This window comes from Oceanobacillus neutriphilus (genome assembly GCF_014645515.1).
GTDB classification, from domain to species: Bacteria; Bacillota; Bacilli; order Bacillales; family Amphibacillaceae; genus Oceanobacillus; species Oceanobacillus neutriphilus.
Genome location: NZ_BMLW01000002.1, coordinates 34,005 through 56,612 on the forward strand (window position 1 = coordinate 34,005; position 22,608 = coordinate 56,612).

21 protein-coding genes and 2 riboswitches are annotated in these 22,608 nt (G+C 39.3%); of the genes, 4 read left to right on the forward strand and 17 right to left on the reverse strand.

Going from position 1 to position 22,608, the window contains the following annotated elements; genetic code table 11:
* Positions 1-6 precede the first annotated feature (6 nt).
* From purF to IEX29_RS03290, 9 genes are all read right to left on the reverse strand, one after another.
* Positions 7-1,413: an amidophosphoribosyltransferase gene (purF, locus tag IEX29_RS03250; protein WP_188733088.1), complete on the reverse strand. Its 1,407-nt coding sequence runs from the start codon at positions 1,411-1,413 to the stop codon at positions 7-9.
* The gene (purL, locus tag IEX29_RS03255) at positions 1,389-3,617 is read right to left on the reverse strand and encodes a phosphoribosylformylglycinamidine synthase subunit PurL (RefSeq protein ID WP_188733089.1); all 2,229 of its coding nucleotides are present in this window, start codon (positions 3,615-3,617) and stop codon (positions 1,389-1,391) included. Before purL ends, purF begins: the two co-directional genes overlap by 25 nt.
* Complete coding sequence (purQ, locus tag IEX29_RS03260) at positions 3,601-4,287, reverse strand: phosphoribosylformylglycinamidine synthase subunit PurQ (protein ID WP_188733090.1); 687 nt, start codon at positions 4,285-4,287, stop codon at positions 3,601-3,603. Before purQ ends, purL begins: the two co-directional genes overlap by 17 nt.
* A 2-nt stretch (positions 4,288-4,289) precedes the next feature.
* Positions 4,290-4,535, reverse strand: coding sequence for a phosphoribosylformylglycinamidine synthase subunit PurS (gene purS / locus IEX29_RS03265; RefSeq protein WP_188733091.1), 246 nt, complete (start codon positions 4,533-4,535; stop codon positions 4,290-4,292).
* The gene (purC, locus tag IEX29_RS03270; protein WP_188733092.1) at positions 4,532-5,245 is read right to left on the reverse strand and encodes a phosphoribosylaminoimidazolesuccinocarboxamide synthase; all 714 of its coding nucleotides are present in this window, start codon (positions 5,243-5,245) and stop codon (positions 4,532-4,534) included. The genes purS and purC overlap by 4 nt, the downstream gene beginning before the upstream one ends.
* A 12-nt stretch (positions 5,246-5,257) precedes the next feature.
* Positions 5,258-6,553 carry an adenylosuccinate lyase gene (gene purB / locus IEX29_RS03275; RefSeq protein ID WP_188733093.1) on the reverse strand — a complete coding sequence of 432 codons (1,296 nt, stop codon included), beginning with the start codon at positions 6,551-6,553 and terminating at the stop codon, positions 5,258-5,260.
* Positions 6,550-7,683: a 5-(carboxyamino)imidazole ribonucleotide synthase gene (gene purK, locus IEX29_RS03280; RefSeq protein WP_188733094.1), complete on the reverse strand. Its 1,134-nt coding sequence runs from the start codon at positions 7,681-7,683 to the stop codon at positions 6,550-6,552. The genes purB and purK overlap by 4 nt, the downstream gene beginning before the upstream one ends.
* On the reverse strand, positions 7,670-8,161 hold the full coding sequence (gene purE / locus IEX29_RS03285; RefSeq protein ID WP_188733095.1) for a 5-(carboxyamino)imidazole ribonucleotide mutase: 492 nt from the start codon (positions 8,159-8,161) through the stop codon (positions 7,670-7,672). The genes purK and purE overlap by 14 nt, the downstream gene beginning before the upstream one ends.
* Before the next feature lie 264 nt (positions 8,162-8,425).
* A riboswitch (purine riboswitch) is annotated at positions 8,426-8,526 on the reverse strand.
* A gap of 85 nt (positions 8,527-8,611) precedes the next feature.
* A complete protein-coding gene (locus IEX29_RS03290) occupies positions 8,612-9,205 on the reverse strand; it encodes a DUF2179 domain-containing protein (protein ID WP_188733096.1) in 594 nt (197 codons plus the stop codon).
* A gap of 472 nt (positions 9,206-9,677) precedes the next feature.
* On the opposite strand from IEX29_RS03290, the gene IEX29_RS03295 reads away from it, so the two are divergent.
* Entirely contained in the window at positions 9,678-10,208 is a 531-nt protein-coding gene (locus tag IEX29_RS03295) for a DUF4269 domain-containing protein (RefSeq protein ID WP_188733097.1), read from the forward strand.
* Positions 10,209-10,589: 381 nt separating this feature from the next.
* Here the strand turns inward: IEX29_RS03295 and IEX29_RS03300 are convergent, their stop codons facing one another.
* A complete protein-coding gene (locus tag IEX29_RS03300; RefSeq protein ID WP_188733098.1) occupies positions 10,590-11,147 on the reverse strand; it encodes an MOSC domain-containing protein in 558 nt (185 codons plus the stop codon).
* 96 nt (positions 11,148-11,243) lie between these two features.
* On the opposite strand from IEX29_RS03300, the gene msrA reads away from it, so the two are divergent.
* On the forward strand, positions 11,244-11,768 hold the full coding sequence (msrA, locus tag IEX29_RS03305; protein ID WP_188733099.1) for a peptide-methionine (S)-S-oxide reductase MsrA: 525 nt from the start codon (positions 11,244-11,246) through the stop codon (positions 11,766-11,768).
* A 214-nt stretch (positions 11,769-11,982) separates the two neighbouring features.
* Positions 11,983-12,588 carry a GNAT family N-acetyltransferase gene (locus IEX29_RS03310; RefSeq protein WP_188733100.1) on the forward strand — a complete coding sequence of 202 codons (606 nt, stop codon included), beginning with the start codon at positions 11,983-11,985 and terminating at the stop codon, positions 12,586-12,588.
* A gap of 147 nt (positions 12,589-12,735) precedes the next feature.
* Here IEX29_RS03310 and IEX29_RS03315 read toward each other — a convergent pair whose 3' ends face one another.
* From IEX29_RS03315 to IEX29_RS03330, 4 genes are all read right to left on the reverse strand, one after another.
* Positions 12,736-13,449 (reverse strand): gamma-glutamyl-gamma-aminobutyrate hydrolase family protein, encoded by a 714-nt coding sequence (locus tag IEX29_RS03315; RefSeq protein ID WP_188733101.1) that lies wholly within the window; start codon positions 13,447-13,449, stop codon positions 12,736-12,738.
* Positions 13,450-13,690: 241 nt separating this feature from the next.
* Positions 13,691-14,905, reverse strand: a complete 1,215-nt coding sequence (locus IEX29_RS03320) for a DUF1307 domain-containing protein (RefSeq protein WP_188733102.1) — start codon at positions 14,903-14,905, stop codon at positions 13,691-13,693.
* A gap of 250 nt (positions 14,906-15,155) precedes the next feature.
* The gene (locus tag IEX29_RS03325; RefSeq protein ID WP_188733103.1) at positions 15,156-15,821 is read right to left on the reverse strand and encodes a YehR family lipoprotein; all 666 of its coding nucleotides are present in this window, start codon (positions 15,819-15,821) and stop codon (positions 15,156-15,158) included.
* Between the two features lie 457 nt (positions 15,822-16,278).
* Positions 16,279-17,583 carry an NCS2 family permease gene (locus IEX29_RS03330; RefSeq protein WP_188733104.1) on the reverse strand — a complete coding sequence of 435 codons (1,305 nt, stop codon included), beginning with the start codon at positions 17,581-17,583 and terminating at the stop codon, positions 16,279-16,281.
* Positions 17,584-17,922: 339 nt separating this feature from the next.
* Positions 17,923-18,023, reverse strand: a riboswitch (purine riboswitch).
* A gap of 244 nt (positions 18,024-18,267) precedes the next feature.
* On the opposite strand from IEX29_RS03330, the gene IEX29_RS03335 reads away from it, so the two are divergent.
* Positions 18,268-18,945 carry a cyclase family protein gene (locus IEX29_RS03335; RefSeq protein WP_188733105.1) on the forward strand — a complete coding sequence of 226 codons (678 nt, stop codon included), beginning with the start codon at positions 18,268-18,270 and terminating at the stop codon, positions 18,943-18,945.
* Positions 18,946-19,028: 83 nt separating this feature from the next.
* On the opposite strand, the gene IEX29_RS03340 is transcribed toward IEX29_RS03335, so the two are convergent.
* The 3 genes from IEX29_RS03340 to IEX29_RS03350 form a co-directional block, all read right to left on the reverse strand.
* Positions 19,029-19,607 (reverse strand): LOG family protein, encoded by a 579-nt coding sequence (locus IEX29_RS03340; protein ID WP_188733106.1) that lies wholly within the window; start codon positions 19,605-19,607, stop codon positions 19,029-19,031.
* A 152-nt stretch (positions 19,608-19,759) separates the two neighbouring features.
* On the reverse strand, positions 19,760-21,658 hold the full coding sequence (locus tag IEX29_RS03345; RefSeq protein WP_188733107.1) for an ABC transporter permease: 1,899 nt from the start codon (positions 21,656-21,658) through the stop codon (positions 19,760-19,762).
* Positions 21,633-22,397: an ABC transporter ATP-binding protein gene (locus tag IEX29_RS03350; RefSeq protein WP_188733108.1), complete on the reverse strand. Its 765-nt coding sequence runs from the start codon at positions 22,395-22,397 to the stop codon at positions 21,633-21,635. The genes IEX29_RS03345 and IEX29_RS03350 overlap by 26 nt, the downstream gene beginning before the upstream one ends.
* Positions 22,398-22,608 lie beyond the last annotated feature (211 nt).

The window sequence follows — 22,608 nt, forward strand, 5'->3', positions numbered from 1 at the left end:
TTGATCTTAGCAGTTTGATGTGTCCATTTCTTTCTTATCAGCCGGAGCAACAGGATACAAACCAGTCATGCAAGCCATACATACACCTTGATTGATGGTTTTATCCTTGACTATTGCATTTTCTAATCCCTCTTCAGATAAGTAGGCAATACTGTCTGCCCCAATAATTTCACCAATTTCCTCAACCGTGTTGTTTGCTCCAATCAGCTCTTCCTTGGTAGACATATCAATTCCGTAATAACATGGATCTGTTATAGGTGGTGAAGCAATACGCACATGGACTTCACTCGCACCTGCTTCTTTGAGCATTTTCACAATTCGCCGGCTCGTTGTTCCACGGACAATCGAATCATCAATCATAATGACACGCTTTCCTTCTACAATTCCCCGGACAGGTGACAGCTTCATTTTCACTCCAAGCTCTCTTAATTCTTGTGATGGCTGGATAAATGTTCTTCCCACATAACGATTTTTGATAATGCCCATTTCATACGGAAGCTTGCTTTCTTCTGCATAGCCGATAGCTGCTGAAATACTGGAATCCGGCACACCAATAACTAGATCTGCTTCAACTGGAGCTTCTTTGGCTAATTCTTTTCCCATCTGTTTACGGGAGGCATGTACATTGACATAATTCACATCACTGTCAGGACGGGAAAGATAAACATACTCCATCGCACACATCTGTCTTTTTCCACGTGGAGCAAACCGGAATGAAGTCAGACCTTCTTCATTAATTTTAATCAATTCTCCCGGTAAGACCTCCCGTTCAAAAGTAGCACCAATCTGATCAAAAGCACAGGTTTCCGAAGCTATCACATAAGCCTCACCCAATCTGCCAATTGAAAGTGGTCTTATCCCGGCAGGGTCCAGTGCTGCGTATAAGGTATCATCCTCTAAAATCAGGTAGGCATAAGCACCTTTCACACGATTAAGCGCCTCTGAAACGGTTGCTTCGCTCACCTCTCCGCTTCGTTTGATCAAATGTGCCAGCACCTCTGTATCTGAAGTAGTTTGAAAAATACTTCCTTCTTTTTCGAGTTCTTCACGTAATTTCGTTGCGTTCATTAAGTTTCCATTATGTGCTAAAGCCATCCCGCCGGTCAGAGACTGAAAGACAAGAGGCTGTACATTTTCCAGTCCTTTTCCACCCTGGGTTGCATATCGGACATGCCCTAAGGCAATTTCTCCGCTAAAATCATCAAAATTCACATGCTTAAAGACATCATTAACGAGACCAAGCTGTCTATGAGCTTTTAATTGCATATCTTTGCTGACAACAAGCCCTGCTCCCTCTTGGCCGCGATGCTGCATCGAATGTAATCCGTAATAGGTTAATTCTGCTGCCTTCTTATGACCCCAAATGCCGAACACTCCACATTCTTCATTTATGCCTTTGATTTCAGCAAGCATGGAATAGCTCCTTTCCAAAGTGCTTTTAATTCAGCAGCTTTTTCCTGAAGAATGATTTCATTATTTGCCCTTACTGTCAGCTGATTATCTGCTGTTACCTCACCAAGCTTTGCTGCATCTGCAAATACTTCTTCAAAGGCCCCCTGATTTTCTGCCTTTACTGTAACAAGAAAACGTGATTGTGTTTCACTGAATAACTCTACAGCAGCATTGCCTGAAAGCTCTACTTTTGCACCAAGCACTTCATCCGCGAATAAAGATTCCGCTAATGCAACTCCTAAGCCGCCCTCTGCAAGATCATGAGCAGATTGGATATTTCCTTGCTGAATCAAAGAAAGCAATTTTCCCTGCCGATCTGCCTCTATTTTCAAATCCAGGTGTGGAGCTTTTCCTTCATACTTCCCGTCCTGGATAAATTGCAATTCACTGCCGCCAAACTCATTTCGGGCTTCACCGACAAGATAAATGATATCTCCGGCTTCCTGGAAAAAGCTTGGTGTAATATGTGCGGTTGATTCGTGCAATCCAACCATGCCGACAACCGGCGTCGGGTAAATAGATTTTCCTTTGGATTGATTATATAAGGATACATTTCCACTGATAACTGGTGTTTGTAATGCTTCACACGCAGCACTCATACCTTCTACACTTTTTTCCATTTGCCAGAAGATTTCCGGGTTCGTCGGGTTACCGAAATTTAATCCATCTGTTAGACCCAATGGTTTAGCCCCAGAGCAGACAATATTGCGGGCAGCTTCTGCGACAGCAATCTTACCGCCTTCCTCCGGATCTAAATAAATATAGCGGGAATTACAGTCCGTCGTAATTGCTAATGCTTTATCTGTTCCTTTAATACGGACAACTGCTGCATCAGATCCTGGTGTAACAACTGTATTTGTCTGCACCATGGAATCATATTGATCATATACCCATTCTTTACTGGCAATGGTTGGCTGCTGTAATAATCGTTTTAACGTTTCTCCATAATTATCTACATGCGGTGTATGAACCTCCATTTGTTGAAAAGCTTGGTAGTATTCAGCTTCCTTTGATGGCATATGGTACACGGGCGCATCATCGGCTAACGAATCTACAGGAATATCAGCTACCACCTCATCATGATGTTTAATCCGGAATACTTTTTCCTCGATAACCTTTCCAACTGGAACAGCCTGCAAGCCATACTTTTCAAAAATAGCAATGATTTCCTGCTCACGGCCAGCCTTGACACAAAGAAGCATCCGCTCCTGTGATTCAGACAGCATCATTTCATAGGCAGTCATATTCCGCTCGCGCTGCGGTACAAGATCTAAGTTCATTTCCATCCCGGTACCAGCCTTACTCGCCATTTCGCTCGCAGAAGAGGTTAAACCGGCAGCTCCCATATCCTGCATCCCGACAAGCGCATCCGAATGAATTACCTCCAGACATGCTTCAATAATCAGCTTTTCCATGAAGGGATCGCCTACTTGAACAGCAGGACGGTCTTTATTAGAATCCTCTGCTAAATCATCCGAGGCAAAGGTAGCACCATGAATACCATCTCTTCCGGTTGGCGGTCCGGCATACAAAATGGTATTGCCAATACCGGCAGCAATTCCTTTTTGTACATCATCATGATTAATCAGGCCCACACACATGGCATTGACAAGCGGATTATCCTCATAGCTGTCATCAAATTGCACCTCTCCGCCTACTGTTGGAACACCGACACAGTTTCCATAACCGGCAATACCGGCAACAACCTCTGAGAAAAGATACTTAGTACGATTTGTTGTTAAAGGTCCAAAGCGTAAAGAATTCATTAATGCAATCGGGCGGGCACCCATAGAAAATACATCACGGATAATTCCGCCGACGCCGGTTGCCGCTCCCTGGTATGGCTCCACAGCAGAGGGATGATTATGACTTTCTACTTTGAAAACAACTGCCTGTCCATCACCAATGTCAATAACTCCGGCACCTTCTCCAGGGCCCTGCAGAACATTCTCGCCTTCTGTCGGAAATTTTCTTAATAGCGGTTTAGATGTTTTATAGCTGCAATGCTCTGACCACATAACAGAAAAGATACCGGTCTCTGTAAAGTTGGGACGGCGGCCAAGGATCGTTTTGATTTTTTCAAACTCTTCATCACTTAAACCCATATCCTGATATAATCGGTCTTGTTCAATTTTCTCTGGATTAATATTATGCGTTAACTGCATTGCTGCTCCTCCAATTCGCAATCATAGATTGAAATAGCCGTAAGCCGTCTTCACTCCCTAATAATGCTTCCACTGCCCGTTCCGGATGCGGCATCATGCCCAGCACATTACCGGCTTTATTACGGATACCGGCAATATCTGCCACAGAACCATTCGGATTATTTTTATAGGTGAATACGATTTGATTGTTGGCCTTTAGCTCGTTTAATGTTTCATCGTCACAGAAGTAATTACCTTCTCCATGTGCGATTGGAAAACGGACTACTTCATTTGTATCGTATAATGTCGTAAAAACATTCTCGTTATCCTCAACAATCAACTCTTCCTGATGGCACATAAAAGAAAGATTTTTATTACGCATCAATGCTCCAGGAAGAAGTCCAGATTCCGTCAAAATTTGAAATCCATTGCAAATGCCCAGTACAGGCTTGCCTTTTTCCGCATGCTCACGAATTTTATTCATAATATCTGATGTAGAGGCCATTGAACCGGAGCGCAGGTAATCTCCATAAGAGAATCCGCCCGGGATAAGAATTCCATCTACATCATCCAGTAAATGCGTATCGGTATACCAGACCAGACTGGCATGGGCACCTGCAATTTCTCCTGCCGCATGATACATATCCCTGTCACAATTGGAACCTGGAAAAACAATAACAGCTACCTTCACAACTACCGTGCCCCCTCTAATTCAATCCGGTAGTCTTCAATGACCGGATTTGCCAATAATTGCTCACACATTTGTGTCACTCTTGTCTCCAAGTCAGGTCCTTCCTCTACCTGAAGCTCAATATATTTTCCGACACGGACATCATCAACCTCCGGATAGTCTAAAGCATGAAGGGAAGTTTGAATTGCTTTTCCCTGCGGATCTAAAACACCTTGTTTTAATGTAATGTACACCTGCACCTTTTTCATAGCTGATCCTCCAAACGGTTTAATATTTCTTCATATACGGTAATTAAATCTCCTGTGCCTTGACGGAAAACATCTTTATCGAGCTTTTCGTTCGTTTCCATATCCCATAACCTGCAAGTATCAGGAGATATCTCATCGGAAAGCAGAATTTCCCCTTCCTTATTTCTGCCGAATTCTAATTTAAAATCCACCAGCCGGACACCTATAGCAGCAAATATATCTGTTAATGCCAGGTTTACCTGTCTTGCTTTTTGCTTGATACTATTTAATTCTTCCTCCGTAATATCCGTTAAGAAAAGAGCATGCTCATCGTTAATCAATGGATCTCCTAAACTATCATCCTTGTAAAATAATTCTGTCAGTGCAGGTTCAAAAGGTGTTTTCTCCTGGATACCCAAACGCTTTGTAATACTTCCTGTCGCAATATTCCGAATTACCACCTCTAACGGAATAATATCTGTTTTCTGAACCATTTGAGTAACAGAATCCAGCCGTTTGATAAAATGTGACTGGATTCCTTTTTCCTCTAATGCCTTGAATAGGAGGGAAGAGATCTCATTATTGAGTCTCCCCTTCCCTGTAAACTGAGCTTTCTTCTCTCCATTAAAAGCTGTTGCATCATTCTTATATGAGAGAATCAAATGATTTTCATTCGTGTCCGATTGATAAACCTTCTTTGCCTTGCCTTCGTATAAAAGCTCAAGTTCCATGCTGGAATCCTCCTATGCCAATCCAATTTTTGTAAAGATTTGATCCACATTCTTTAAATGATAGGTATAGTCAAAGCAATCATCAATTTCTGCCTGGGTTAATTTACTTGTAATCCGGTCATCCTGCTCTACCAAAGCTTTGAAGGAAGTTGCAGTTTCCCATGCTTCCATTGCTTTTGGCTGAACAATATCATAAGCTGCCTCACGTGCCATTCCTTTATCAATCAAAGATAGCAGCACACGCTGGGAGAAAATAACTCCATGTGTACGGTCAATATTTCGTTTCATGTTTTCAGGAAATACCGTTAAATTCTCCACGATATTACCAAAACGGTGCAGCATATAATCCAGAGCAATGGTCGCATCCGGTAAAATCACACGCTCTGCAGAGGAATGCGAAATATCACGTTCATGCCATAAAGCCACATTCTCATAAGCCGTTACCATATAGCCGCGGATAACCCGTGCCATTCCTGTCATATTCTCTGAGCCAATTGGATTACGTTTATGCGGCATCGCAGAGGATCCTTTTTGTCCTTTTGCAAAACGTTCTTCTACTTCTCTTGTTTCTGTCTTTTGCAGTCCCCGGATTTCCGTTGCAAACTTTTCAATTGATGTAGCAATCAAAGCTAATGTAGATAAATAAGCCGCATGACGGTCACGCTGTAATGTTTGTGTAGATACTGGAGCAGGTGTTGTACCCAGCTTTGCACAGACATATTGCTCTACATATGGATCGATATTCGCGTAGGTCCCAACTGCTCCGGAAAGCTTTCCAAATTCCACATTTTTAGCAGCAAGCTCAAAACGCTCTAAATTACGCTTCATTTCCTCATACCATAAAGCCATCTTCAGGCCAAATGTTGTCGGCTCTGCATGCACACCATGTGTACGTCCCATCATAACAGTATGCTTATGTTCTTTTGCCTTCGTTTCTAAAATCCCGACAAACCGATGCAGACCATCTCTTAAAATTTCATTAGCCTGCTTTAACAAATAAGAAAGAGCTGTATCGACAACATCTGTAGAAGTCAATCCATAGTGAACCCATTTTCTTTCTTCGCCTAAAGTTTCTGATACTGCACGGGTAAATGCCACCACATCATGGCGTGTTTCCTGTTCAATTTCATATATGCGATTAATATCAAAGGAAGCATTCTCGCGCAGTTTTTTTACATCTTCTTCGGGAATAAAACCTAGCTCACTCCATGCTTCGCAAGCTAGAATTTCTACCTCCAGCCATGCTTTAAATTTATTTTCCTCTGTCCAAATATTGCCCATTTCTTCTCTTGTATAACGTTCGATCATTGTTGTATTGCCTCCTCAAAAATATCCAATTGTTTCTGTAAAGCTTCCGATGTTTCCACTGTAAATGTAATATGTCCCATTTTTCGTTTTTCTTTCGGTTCTTCTTTTCCATAAAGATGAAGAAAACCAAAGTTATGTGCAGTAGTAAACTGGATAGCCTTCGAAAGGGATTCACCTAAAATATTAACCATCACAGTTGGCTGATACAGATTGACAGGAATGAGCGGCAGTCCGCAAACTGCCCGGATGTGCTGTGCAAATTGAGAGATATTGCAGCCTTCAATCGTATAATGTCCGGAATTATGCGGCCTTGGAGCCATTTCATTAATGTAAATCGTATCTTCCCCGACAAACATTTCAATAGCAAAGGTACCGACAATTTCCATCCGTTCGGCAATTTTCGCCGCCATGGCATACGCCATATCTTCAAACGCAGCGTCAACATCTGCGGGAACCGTAGTTTTGTACAGGATATGATCACGATGATCATTCTCTGCAATCGGGAAGAAAGTGATATCTCCCTGCTGCGACCTTGTAAAAACAACCGAGATTTCTTTGTCAAAGGGAATCCATCGCTCTATTATACAGTAGCCGTGCTCTCTGAAAAATGTTAAAGCTTCATTTTTATCTTCCTCTGTTACGAGTTTCAGCTGACCCTTCCCATCGTATCCTCCGCGGCAGGTTTTAATCACCGCCGGCAGCGTGATAACGGATAATGCTTCTCTGCAGTCTTCTTCCGTTTTTACAATTCGAAATGCGGGAACAGGAAGTTCTAATTCATCAACAAGCAGTTTTTCCTTTTCCCGGTTCTGTGTAACCTCTAATGCCAATGCACCCTGTGGAAGTTTTCCTGCGTTCTGGATAAGTTCTGCAGCCTTTAAGTCCACATTTTCAAACTCATATGTAATCACATCTGTTTTTTCGATTAATTCTTTTACAGCTGCCAAATCTGCATAATCTGCCGTGATTTGCCCATCAGCTACCTGTGCTGTCGGACAATTTGGTGCCGGGTCTAAAACAATAATACGGTATCCCATATACCTGGCCGCAATCGCCATCATTCTTCCAAGCTGGCCGCCGCCAATTATTCCGATTGTCTGAGGAGGTAATATTTTTTTAATAGGTTGCAAGCTGATCCCTCATTTCCTGGACAGCGTCCTTCATTGCAGTCCGGTGTTCATCTAATGACTTCTCTGCTGCCTTATCAAATGTGCTGATAATCTGCGTTGCTAAAATGGCTGCATTTTTTGCACCAGCTTTTCCAATGGCAACTGTTGCGGTCGGTACACCGCCAGGCATCTGAACAATAGATAAGAGTGAATCAACTCCTTGAAGCGCTTTGCTTTCTACAGGAACTCCGATAACAGGGAGGGTTGTCTGTGCTGCGACCATCCCGGGCAGGTGTGCTGCTCCGCCAGCTCCGGCAATAATGACCTTTAATCCTTTTTCCCGCGCATTCTGAGCGTAGGTAAACATATCATCTGGAGTACGGTGAGCGGAAATGATTTCTTTTTCATAGCTGATATTTAGAGTTTCAAGTTCTTTGCAGGTATGCTGCATTGTTTCCCAATCTGAGATACTTCCCATAATGACACCAACTTGAGCCATCAAATCCCTCTTTCTGTTTTTAGTTATTTTTTGTTTTACGAATTTTAGAAGCTAATTATTAAAATAATGTTCGGTTTTTGATAGAGTTGATAAAATATTTTCTCAATAACCCTTACATCAATATAAAACATTAAAAAAGTCCATTCATCTCCCATAAGGGAAGATGAATAGACTTCATTGAAAAAGGGTTCAAAATATGACTAATCGGACTTTTGAACATTCTCTTTTTATAAGCATCATTCAACATCTGCTGTTTACTAAAAACAGCAGCTCATCCTCCCTCATAGTCCAGTCATTTACGGTGCCGGGTAGAAACTTTTGAGCCATATTCTCAAGTATATATGAGGCATTTTCAATTGTTGGCTTTAGCATACCAAATAAAATAGAAAAATGCAAGATAATGTCGAACAATTTAAGCTTTACATTTAATTAATGTTCGGTTTTTAATGATTATTCTTTCTGTCGGCTTTCTTTTTGTGCTTGTTCTTTTGTTTTATTCTCTTTTCGCATTAATTTTCCTTTACGGACTTGCTTCACCCAGAATCCGCCGTGGATTCGTTTTGGCTCATAGGAAATAATAAATGCTTTTGGATCTATTTCATGAATTGCCTGATACAGGTTCAACTCATATTTTCTAGGTGTTAAAATTTGAACAGAAAGCCTGTCCCCATCCATTCCATAGGAGGACCAGCTTGTTACACCATATCCTTTTTCACGGAGACGCTGTGTAAATTTTAAATCGGGATTCGCGGAAACAACATTCACGGTGATATATCCAAGTGCAAGCTTCTCTTCAATTTTGGAACCAATAATTAAACCTGTTGCGAAACCAATGGCATAAGCGATCAGATTTTGAATCTGATCCAGATTATCTAACACTAATCCCAGCCCGACAACATAAATAACAATCTCAAACATACTCACAAATGCAGCAATATACGTTCTGCCCTTTAATGTCAAAATCATACGAATCGTCATGAGTGATACGTATAAGACATTAACTATAAATATAATTGCCACCATAGTGAGCGCATTCTCTAACATATTGATTCCCCCTTTACCTTCATAAAATATCGTTTCAAACGGAAGAAAAGCACATCCAATAAGATATCATATCTTGTGAATAATTCCCTTTATTTTCTAAAACAAAACACGTTGATCCTATGTGAAATAGGATGACTTTAATTTATCACAATTCTGGTAAATGAGGCTATAAGAAAATATTGTATAAATGCAAGTTCAAAAAATTGGCTGAATGGGGCTTGAAGATTAAGAAAACATGGCCTTTACAAACGTGCCTCAAGTTTATCAGGACCCAGGTCCCGAGCATGATTATCCCTCGCACTTCAAGAAATCAACACCCCTATTATTAGGGGCTCTTGTGAGCACCCTTTATAAAAGATTCTCCTTCATTCATATGATTTCTGATAAACGGCTAGACCATATTTACACTTTATTTAAAAAGTGTGATCCGGTATAGTTTAGATACTGCAGCTTAATAAATGAGGTGGGATATATGTTGAAAAATCTGGAATATCTAAAGTCTGGGAATAAAAAACAAAGAAAAGCATTTAAAGTGATTAACCAGCTGAATATTATAGAGGATTTAAAAATATACTCTCCAATTTTATGTGGAACCATACCACTCCGTATAGATACAGCATCCTCTGATTTAGATATTATTATGGAAGTTCATGATTTCAGCGATTTCAGAAATAAAATTAACTTTCTCTATGGATCCTGCTCTCAATTCAAACTTAAACAGAAGATAATCAGAAGCAAATCGATAGTAAAAGCAAATTTTATTTATGATAATTTTCAATTTGAATTATTTGGACAAGCTCAAGCTGTAACGCAGCAATATGCTTATCTGCATATGGTAATTGAAAAATATCTGCTCGATACGAATCCATCTTGGCAATGCGAAATTATTGCTTTAAAAGAACAAGGATTTAAGACAGAGCAGGCATTTTGCCATATGCTTGAATTAACAGGAGATCCTTTTGAAGCTTTAATAGATTATGGACAAAAAGAAGAAATAATTTAATGTTTTTCTGTAGTGAATTCTACCTCTGGCAAATCGCCTTTATATGCCTTAAGAACATAGTCAGGCTTTATTCAGTGATGGTTTTCTTTTCGTTCCCTGCTGAATATGAGTACCACAAGAGCCTGCACCTTAAGTGTGATCAAAAAGCAGGAACCTTACAAAAGCCCGGGCGAGTATTCGCAGGTCCAGCTAGTTACACTGCGATAAAAAAGAAGGAGATTTCTCACCTTCTTTTTTCATTGGCACGCTATTCTATTAAGCAATAATTTCATTAACTAACGATGATGTGACAGCTATGACAAATGACGAAGCAGCGTTTACTCCTATAGTTGATGGTTCTAAGAATAAAGATTCCGAATGCTGCATTAGCAGCCTGCCATTCTAAAACCCTCTCAATCTCTTTCTCAATGTTTTCCTCCAGACGACCCCCAAATCTGTGCAATGAAACAGTTCATCTGCTCCCCATAAATTATCACGGTCTATATACATTACTTCATTACAGGCTGCAATAGACCATTTAGGATTCGGACGCTCTATCAGCTGTAAATCTTTCTCCGGCTGAATTTTGCCTTCCTCCAGCACCCGGAAATACCAGCCTGTTTTGAATCCATTTTCCATCTCTTTCTGCGATACCATCCCGGGCTGGGAAACCTGGATGACAGCTTTCCCAAATTGATAAATATCACCGATAAATACAGAATACTCATCCATTTCCAGAACAGAAAGGTTTTCCTTCTTTTCTCCTGCACGTTCTGTAAATAATTTATCTGTATCCGGTTCATTGTAATGCCTAATTGGAAAAGCAAAAATACTTTTATCAAAGATAGCTATCTTTTTGTCCGGGTTCTCTTTTGCAAAACCAAGTCTCGATAAAAACATACTATTTTTTATTTCATTCTGTTTATTATTAAAAATCCTATGTACAAATGGTTCTTCCATGATGTCACCTTATTTCTAAAAAATACTTAAATATGTTATATTAATTTCATTCTACAAATTATCGTGACTTTTGAAAAGCCTCAAGGGGGACTTAATATGACATTACAAAAAGCAACATTTGCCGGCGGCTGCTTCTGGTGTATGGTGAAGCCTTTTGATCAATGGGACGGCGTACATCAGGTTATTTCCGGTTACACAGGCGGGCACATAGAAAATCCTGATTATAAGCAAGTTAAACAAGGAAATACAGGACATTATGAAGCAGTAGAAATTACTTATGATGATTCCCTTATCGACTACCAGACCATTCTTGATCTATATTGGCCGCAGATCGATCCGACTGATCCAGATGGACAATTCCAGGATAGAGGCGAGCAATATAGAACTGCTATCTTTTATCATAGTGAGGAACAGAAAGGGCTTGCTGAAAAAGCGAAGCACGCACTTGCTGACAGCGGAAGATTCTCTAAACCAATTGTAACAGAAATTAAAGCTGCATCTGTTTTTTATCCTGCTGAAGATTATCATCAGGACTTTTATAAAAAGAGTAAGGCCGAGTATGAAGAAGATCGCGCTAAATCAGGACGGGACGAATTTATTGCGGAAAACTGGCAGGCATAATCTTACTTGCTAAAAATTATACAGAGGTGCTCCATAAAAAAATAAACTTCCTCTGCAAAAGAGCCGTCTAATGTAAATAGTTCTTTAGCATAAAACGGAACAAATTAATACAGAATGAAATCTTTACAGAGACCTGATAAATAATATTTTGGAAGGTCTCTCTTTTTATATTATTACGACCAGATATCACTAAAGCTTGGAAAGTGGGAAAAATATGAAAATCAGAGCATATACTCCGGCAGATGAGAGAGGGTGGCTTCAATGCCGCGTACTTGCCTTTTTAGAAACAGCTTATTTTGATAATGTGCTTCAGGAAAAAGAAACCTATGCGTTTCCGTCTATTGAACTTGTCGCTGAAATCGAAGGAAAAATTGCAGGACTAATTGATATAGAATATGAAAATGAGAATGGTACGGTTTGCTCCCGCAACAGCGGTTTAGGAGGAATGATCTGGCATATTGCAGTACATCCCGATTATTCCCGGCAAGGAATTGGGCAAGCCTTATTGAATGAGGCTGAGAAAATAGCAAAAACACAAAAATTGAATTACCTTGAAGCATGGACACGGGATGATAAATGGGTTCAGAATTGGTATGAAAAAATGGGCTTTACTATGGTTGACTCTTATTATCATATTTATTTAGAAGGAAATGAAATTAAAAGCCATTTCCAGTCTGCTACAGACCAGCTTTTCCCTGTATCTTCCTTTTCGCATTATACAAGGAAAGACCTTGAACAGTTTGCTGGTATTGAAAGAAAGCATCAATGTGTCTGCTATGTTAAAGCACTAAATGAAAACAGCAGCATCAAAAATAAATAACATAAAATCTATCTTACAAATGCCCCCAGCAAATTCCGATTTGCTGAGGTCACCTGTACGACACTTCTTCTAAAATAGTATCTAAAACAATTTGCACCTTATATTCCATACACGCAACTCTCATTGTACATTCCTATAACTAATAATCTACTTTTCTTTGCATGCCTGAATAAAGCCTTGATAAATAGCCAATGATGGATCATCCGAAAGATTAATCAAGCCTTCCGGATGCCACTGTAATCCTAAAACAAAGCGATGTATTTTACTTTCAAATGCCTCCATCACACCATCATCTGCTACAGCAGAAACCATAAAATCTTTACCAAGAGCGCGATTTGCCTGATGATGGTAGCTGTTTACCCTGATCTTCTCCGCTTGAACCAGTTTTTCCAATAAAGAAGGCCGGGCTATTTTGACAGTATGTGAACGATGATGGAATGCAGCTTTTTGAGTATGCTGAATTAACTGCTTCGGATATTGTGAATCTAAATCCTGATACATGGTTCCTCCTGTAACGACATTTAAAATCTGGCATCCTCTGCAAACTCCCAGTACCGGCTTATCCTTCTCCAAGAAATAGGAGATAATTTCCTTTTCTAATCGATCTCTTTCAGGAATGATGGTTCCAAGATTCGGATTTGGCTCTTCTTGAAATAAAGAAGGATCGATATCATAGCCGCCCGGCAGATAGAGGCCATCCATTTTATCAAGTAATACAGCTATTTCCTGATAATCACTATAATACGGCAGAATAACCGGGATGCCTCCAGCTTGTTCAATAGCTCTTATATTCCGCAGGTGCATCTTATATTCCGTTCCATCTGCTTCCATCGACGCTGTCACTCCAATAATCGGCTTCATTTCATTGCCCCCTTATACTTTTCTGGTTACTACTGATGCCTTCACAGTAATGAGATGATTATAATTTCTGCATAGCTTTACTTTTGGTGTATTCTATACCCTCGCACTGCATTTTGTGACTTTAATTTATATCAAATAGTATAAGAAAATTAAAACTTTTTCAAATAGTAAACATTTATTTTCGATAAATATACTATTAATAAAAATCTCCCTGACCGAATTGGAAAGAGAGATTTCTTATTTAATTTGTATCAATAGTCATGTCTTTTATTGTTAAATATTGACCTTCCTGAACCGTTATATTGGTATCATCTTTTGGCAGTTCATTTGTCTCTATCGAATAAAGACCATGACTGCTGTCTTTTGCAACCTCCAGATAACCCATATCTCCAAATGCTTCTTCATTCAATACTAAATTATATTCTCCGGCTGGAATATCCTCACCGACTTTGTACATGCCATCTGTATATACGCCATCCTCCGGAATAATAGTTGGTGCTTCTTCAACCGTGTATGCGGCAACGTTCTCCAGGTTTAAATAGTCACCATTTTTTACAGTAATATATGTATGAGATCCTTCTGTTAAATTTAAATTAAAAATAATGCTGTCTGATGTTCCGAATCTGCTTGAAGCTGCTTCGACATAACCCGCTGAATCAGCAATAACCAGATATTCTCCAGCTTTGATTTCTTCTCCAACTTTATATGTACCACTATTCACAGAACCCGAATCAGCAGCTTCTTCAGCAATATCATCAGCTTCTGATTCGGCTGATGCTGTATTTTTGGCGTCTGTGCCACTTTCAACAATTTCATATCCCTCAGCTTGAAGCATTTGAACAGATTGCTGTAAACTTACTCTGCTCATGCTTAAATCCCCTTCATAATCCGATCCTGTCATTTGACTTACTTCATATAGATCAGCCTCATCAAAGTTTACAGTTAATGTTTCCATAATTTTATCATCCAGATATTCAAAGTTATGAGTGACCCCTTCTATCCCCTGAAATTCTTCAGCGCTTTCTGCCATCATCTCCTCTGCCTCTCCTGGTGTAGATACTCCTAAGGCAGAATAAAGCACTTCATTATTTGCTGTCTGTTCATAGACTGTGTCACCATCTGCTTTATAAGTAAGTTTTACAGTAACACCGCCCTGCTCTAATTGAAGGGTTACAATATTTTCATCGAATGGATCAAAGTCAAAGTCCTGTGTCTCTACAGCAGCAGCTTCGTTTTCTTCATTTTCTTCATTTTCTTCTGAATCTGTAGCGGATTCTTCTTCATCTGTATGACTTTCTTCTTTAGTGTTATCTTCCTTATCATCTGCTACCTCTGCTTTTTCATCTGCGGTCTTTCCCTCCTTGGTACTTTTATTGTCGCCTTCATCATTAGAACCACAGGCTGCGAGCACAAGACTAATGAGCATTACAGCACATAGCATTAGCCATTTCTTCATTTTCACTTTCTCCCCTCTCATCCATTTAACAATTATAGCATTTTACTTATTATTACCAAATATCTGTCAATTAAATCCTTTTCTAAGTATTCATTTCCCATTCCTAGTACTTACAGAAGAATTTCTCCCGAAAATAAAAACAGCCTGGCACTGTTAAAACAACAGCGCCAGACTGCAGTAAAATTTTTCACTTGTCTGATCTACAGAAAGTTAACAAAATAGTTCTTTTTCTTAATAATTTCTATGCAAATTATTCCTCTACGATTTCATAGCCTTGTGCCTGAAGCATTTGGACAGATTGCTGCAGACTTACACCACCGCTTAAATCTCCCTCAAATTCAGATCCTGTCAATTGGCTTACTTCATTCACATCAGCTTCATCGTAATTTACCGTTAATGTTTCCACAACTTTATCATCGAGATATTCAAAGTTATGAGTAACTCCTTCTATGCCCTCAAAATCTGCAGCATAGTCTGCCATTGCCTCTTCAGCTTCTTCCGGTGTAGAAACTCCTAATACAGAATAAGGCATTTCATTATTTGCAGTTTGCTCATAGACCATATCGCCATCTGCTTTATAAGTAAGTTGTACAATAACACCAGCCTCTTCCGATTGAAGCGTTACTGTATTTTCACCGTTTGGATCAAAGTCAAAATCTTGCGCTTCTGTAGCTGCATCATTTCCTGAATCAGCATTCTCTTCTGCATCTGTATCAGATTCTTCATCAGCAGCTGCACCTTCTTCAGCTTCCGCGTTTTCTTCTGAATCCTCATCGTTATCTGTTGTTTCTTCTGCAGTATCCTCAGTGCTCTCATTATCTTTAGTGTCCTTATCATCGTCTGAATCATCAGAACCACAAGCAACCAAAGTAACACTAAGAAGTAATGCCATACATAGCATTAGCCATTTTTTCATTTCTGTTCTTCCTCTCTCCTCTGAAGTTAACAATAGCATTGTTAATACTATTTCATAATCATATGAAAATCTTGGAAGGTTTTCAATAGGTCAAAGGCTTTAAACTTACTGCTTAAAAAAGTATATTAAATTTAGAATTATATCATTTTTCCTATTAATTAACCTGTCATTATCTCATTTCTTCTATATTAATATAGTTTCATTGACTACTCTCCTAAAGCAATTGTAAAACACTACTTTTTTCCTATTTTCTAAACCCATTCTTTACTTAGCAGGATTTTTTGTTCTTCACTATGTAATAAAGTTAAAATGGAGAATAATGTTGGATCAGGACCGGGTTGTATGCATTGCAAAAAGCCTCGGCACAACACTTTTATGAACCGTATCCAGTTACTCTGCGATAAACTAAAAGAGGAGAATGCACCGCACTCTCCCCTTATCAGCTACATATTGATTTTTAAGTTAAAAAGATAAAATACAATGCAAAGACAACAAATAATACATACATAATCGGGTGAACTTCCTTCGCCCTGCCTTTTACGAGCATTGTAATTGGATAAAAGATAAATCCAATGGCAATCCCGGTTGCGATGCTGGCAGTTACCGGCATCATCAGTACTGTAAAGAAAGCTGGGACAGCAATCTCAAATTGATCCCAAGGAATATCCTTTAGGCTGCTGGCCATTAATACCCCGACAATAATCAAGGCCGGCGCAGTTACTTCATTCGTTACAACACTTAGTAACGGAGAGAAGAACAAAGCTAACAGGAACAGACAGCCAGTAACAACTGCTGTGAATCCTGAACGGCCACCAACACTCACTCCTGATGTGGATTCCACAAAGGATGTTGTAGTAGATGTACCGACAGCTGCACCTACTACACTGGCAGAAGCATCTGCAAAGAGTGCTTTTCCAGCTCTGGGTAATTTATTATCCTTCATCAATCCTGCTTTTGTTGCAACAGCAACCAGTGTTCCTGCTGTATCAAAGAAATTAACAAATAAAAATGTCAAAATAACAATAAGCATCTGCATCGTAAAAATCTGGTCAAAGTGAATAAAAGCTTGTCCAAATGTCGGTGCCAGGCTTGGAGCACTGCTTACAATTCCACTAAAACCGGATGGCACGGGAATCAGTCCAAAAACCATACCAACAATAGAACTGATAATCATCCCATAAAAAATACCCGCTTTAACACCTACAGTAATCAAAACAACGGAAATAACAATTCCAAAAATCGCTAATAAAACCGGCGGGGATGTTAAATCACCAAGCGCAATAATTGTAGACGGATCCGCTTGGACAATTTGTGCATTCTTCAAACCGATAAATGCAATAAATAAACCGATACCTGCTCCCACTGCCATCTTTAAACTTGGCGGAATCGCATTAATAATCGTTTCGCGAATTCCTGTTAAGGTTAATCCAATAAATATAATTCCTGAAGCTAAAACACCTGCAAGTGCTGTTTCCCACGGAATACCAAATCCAATTACTACTGTATAGGTAAAAAAAGCATTCAGTCCCATACCAGGAGCAAGTGCTACCGGATATTTAGCAAGGACTCCCATCACAATTGAACCAAAGGCAGCTGCAATCGCGGTCGCAGCAAATACCGCTTCCTGATCCATACCCGCTTCTCCCAGAATACTCGGGTTAACAAATAAAATATAAGCCATAGCTAAAAAAGTTGTTAACCCAGCTATAAACTCTGTTCGAAAATTCGTTCCCAGTTTTTCAAATTCAAAATATTTACTCATGAATTTATTTCCTCCATTTTTACCGGACTTTTTGAACGTTCTCTTATCTAGAAAAGCTCCATAAAATTTATAGAATAAGTCCTAGTATGTGTTGTTTAAATAGTGCTTATGCTATAAAGAAGACTTAGCATCCAATCCTAAAAAGCAATAAGAATGCTTTATCTGCACCTGTACTATAATCTTAAGAATTCTGCTGAACCAGGCAGCGATTACCCGCCCTGCAAAAGATCCGCTGAAATTTTATACTTTTATACAGTGCAAAAAAACTCTTAAATTACTTAAGAGTTTCTACCGGAACAGCAATTAACAACCCTCATTTTCAAAACAAATACTGAAAATTTATGGTTGATCCTGCTGCGTAGTCAGACTATTTACGGCAGTCTGGTAGAAACTCTGGGCCTTATCCCCGAAATTATACGCATTTCTATTAAGTTCACATTATAATATTACTAATCAGCATAAAATTTGTCAATAAAACACGAACAAAAACTAAGCTTTATATGTTTAACATTCGTTGTTAGACTTTTAAGTGTAAAAATTCTAACAATATTCTAACGAAAGTTGAAAATTCCGAAATTTAATAGTACGATTATCTTAATGAATGTACTGCAGAATAAGGTCATTATATCTATCATCAGCTGCTTTTTGTAATTATTCATAAAATAATTGAAGGGAGTCATAAAAATGCGCAGAATCGCTTTATCCTATCCACTGGGAGTTGACACACCCCGTTTTTCTGAGAATCCGCCGGTCAGTATGTGGTCGCAATTTTCTACAGATCATGGAGATGTTTTTAACCAATCATTTTACATGGCCATTAATCACTGCGGCACACATATGGATGGTGCTAATCATTTTAATCCCGAAGGAAAGCAATTGTGGGAAAATCCAATTGACACATTTGTTTATGAAAGCGTATTAGTAACTGATATACCCAAATCAGATGATGAATTAATAACAAAAGAAGATTTAGAAGTATTTTCCGAGGAATTGGATTCCTGTGATCTTATTATTGTCCGGACCGGATTTTATCAATACCGGGATGATGCGTATCGGTATGGCCAGCATAATCCCGGCTTCACCAAAGCTGCCGGTGATTACCTTATGGAATTTCCAAATATAAAAGCAATTGGCATGGACCTGCCGTCTGCTGCCGGTGCACAGAATGTTAATCCGCATGGTGTGGAGTTTCATCAATCCGTTCTTGGATTAGGCAGAAAGGATGATCAGGCTATTTTAATTATTGAAGATATGAAGTTAGATGAGGATTTGACCGGGATTGAACGTGTGTATGCTCTCCCTCTTCTCTTAAAAGGATTAGACAGCGGTCCTTGTACGATTTTGGCAGAATTAAAAGACTGAACGAAAGAGCATCTGTCAGGTGAAAACAGATGCTCTTTCGTTGTAATACGGTGCAATGACTTTCATCAAAATATCAGACTATGCTAGCTAGATGGGCTTATCGTGTATTTTCTTAGTTCAGGCGGCGTATAACTAGAAATAAACACTTCTATCTCTTTCACTGAATCTGAAAATAAGATACGCTCTCTATCCTGCTCTGATAAAAACCCGTTTTCCACCATTTCATCGTAAAACCTGGCAAGGCTGTCATAGTATCCATTTTGATTGAATAGAATACATGGATTCTGGTTCTGACCAACTCTTGCCCAGGAAATAACCTCCGCAATTTCTTCGAGCGTTCCCGGCCCGCCAGGCAGCGCTATGTAACAATCCCCTAACGCAATCATTCTATTTTTTCTTACGGACATGGAGTCAACAATTTCTAAGGTTGTCAGATTGGGATGACTTAATTCTCTTTCAACCAGAAAATCAGGAATGATACCAATAACTTCCCCGTTATTTGCCAGAACTTCATCGGCAACCACACCCATTAATCCTGCTTTTCCTCCACCATATACCAGCGTATTATTCTTTTCTGCTATCCATTTTCCAACTTCCCGTGCTGCATCCTGATAAGCTTGATTACTTCCAAGACTTGCCCCGCAATATACAGCAATATTCATATCATCTCTCCTCCCCCAGCCTATTCTAACATAAGGAAATAATTAAAAATTTTTGGAACCAGACAGCGCCATCTCCAGTTTAAAAAGGCTCCATAAAGCGGAGTCTATCAAGTTCACCACTTTTATGAAGCCTTCTCTTTATACAAACGCCATTATCGCAGCGCCTGCTTAATCTGCCTGATATAATAAAAACGAACAATAAAGAAATAAACAATCTGAATGGCTAGGAACAATCCCAAAACCACAGCTGATTCCTTTACCAGATTGTAGAAAAACATATGGGACAACGCAGTTAATGCTACTGCTCCATGGACCAGTGCAACTGCTATTGGCGCAAAGAACAGAAGGGCAGTTTGTCTGTTTAATACCTTCTTTAATTCTTTATCTGTCAGCCCCATTTTCGTTATTGCCTGGAATTTTTTCTTATCTTCATCTAAATCGGAGTAAAGTCGGAAATAAAGAAAGCTTCCTGCTGATACAAAAAATACAATACCGATAAATAAACCGACAAACAGGATGGGTCCATACATTTTATTGATTAAATATTCTTCATACTGACCTATCCGGACTCCTTCTGCAGACAGTTTATTATCTAAGTCCTCTGCTATCCCCAAGGGAATCTCCTTACCCTCCTTCTCCTGCCAAGCATAATAATTTTGCTCGCTGGCAGGAGAAGGTAAGCTCTCAAAATCATGATCGGAAACAACATAATATTCTGTTGTAGCAGGCAGTACATTGGAAGACACCACCTGTACAGGCTCTAAAACAGCGCCTTCCTCTAGTTCAAGCACAGCATCTTCCAGGAGATCTGCTTTCTGAGCATTTAAATTCCCTCCATCGACACCAAGCAATATCATTTCAGGTCCCAGCAAAGCTGGCGCCCCGTCTTCTACTTGAATAATTTCATTATCACTTAAACCTGCGATTCGATTATAATCAGATTCTTTCGCAATCAAGACCTGTGATTCATCAGGTACTTCATAGTAACGAAGCATTGCCTGCTCTTTGTCCATATCCAAATTTGCTTCCTGCAGCTTTTCATCTATATACGCAACATTCGCTTCCTCATTGCCTGTATCATAATCCTGATAGGAAATAGTAGTTTGATTCGTCTGTTTTATTCCGGCAGTAAGAACTGATTGAAACCCGTACAATGATCCAATCGCACTAAAAGCTACGGTAGAAATAATCGCCACTAAGAAAAAAGATCTTGCATTATCCTTCATTCTAAAAGAAAGATCAGAGAAGAGAATCATATTTGTTTTATGCCAGAAAACATTCTCATTCTTTTTTAACCGCCGGATAATAAATACACTTAATTGTGTAAACAGGAGATAAGTGCCAATAACGACGACAAGGATAACCGGAACCATCGCTGCAATCACCTTTAATCCATCGACTGTCAAAGCAACCGCATATCCAGTTCCAAGTAAAAGAACTGCCAGAATGGTTAAAAATAGATTTGCTTTCGGCTCTCCCTTTGATTTCTTATCGCCTTTGATTAAATCAATTAATTTCCTACTCCTCAAAACGTAGGAAACAAACAAAGAAATCAGGAAAAATAACACCATAAAACAGCCAAAAGTCAACAGGACAGGCTGCGTTGGAAAATAAAAAGGCAGTTCATTATCAATAATAAGTACATTTTCTGCAATCAATAAAATAACTTTTGAAAAAACCAATCCTAATCCAATACCGCCAATGGTAGCCAGCAGACCAATAAACATATTTTCTAAAAATACCATCGAGCGGATCTGCTTCATGCTCATCCCTTGCATCATTAACAAGCCAAATTCCTTTTTCCGTGATTGTAAGAAAGAACTCATTGAATAAAGCACAAAGAAAAAGGAGAATACATAGATAATCCCTGCAGCCACATTCATCCCAAAGCTGACATAGGAGTCCATATTATCTCCCGTCAGCTGCGGGTGAGAAGCAAAAATAGAAAAAGTAAAAAACACCATCACCGTAAAAAGGCTGGTCAAAAAATAAGCAGCATACAGCCGTTTATTCCGGATAACATTATTAAACGCGAACTGACGAAAAGTCATTGGAATCCCCTCCCATTAATGAGAGTGTGTCAATTATCTTTTGGAAAAAGGCCTGCCGATTATCTCCACGGTGAATTTCCGAATAAAACTTCCCGTCCCGGATAAACACAACTCGATTGCAATAGCTCGCCGCCTGCGGGTCATGCGTTACCAATAGCATGGTTGTTTTTTCCTTTTCATTAATGGATTCCAGCATTTCCATCACATCTTTAGAGGATTTAGAATCCAGATTTCCTGTCGGCTCATCCGCCAAAAGCAGCTTCGGCGTGTGAATCATTGCCCGGGCAACAGCTGCTCTCTGTGCCTGCCCGCCAGAGATTTCATACGTTCTTTTATTCATTATTTCTGTTATCCCCAGCTTTTCAGCAATTTCCTTTGCCTTTTTCTTCATTTCACTGACCTTTTTACCGTCAAGTGTTAATGGCAGCACCATATTTTCTTCCACCGTCAACGTATGAAGCAAATTAAAATCCTGAAAGACAAATCCTAACTCCCGTCTGCGGAATTGCGCCAGCTTTTCCTTTTTCAAGCGATGCGGATCCTTTCCGTTTATTAAAATTTCACCTGTAGTCGGTTCATCAATCGTAGCAATCATATTCAATAATGTCGTTTTACCGCTCCCGGAAGGCCCCATAATTCCTACAAATTCATTATCCTCTATGGTCAAATTAATATCTGACAATGCACGATAGGAGACCTTTCCTTCATATACTTTACTGACCTGTCTTACTTTCAGCATAAAAATACTTCCTTCCTTATCATTTGATTTAACCTTAGTATATCGTTGTTTTTAAGGAAGGAACTATCGAAATTCCTTTCAGTTACCTTACATTGTTGTAAGGTAGATACTTTTAAATAGTAATAAACAAAACAGAACATGGGTGAATCTGTATTTTAGTATAAAAACAATATTCAGGCATAAAAAAAGAGAAGTTTATTTCTTCTCATTA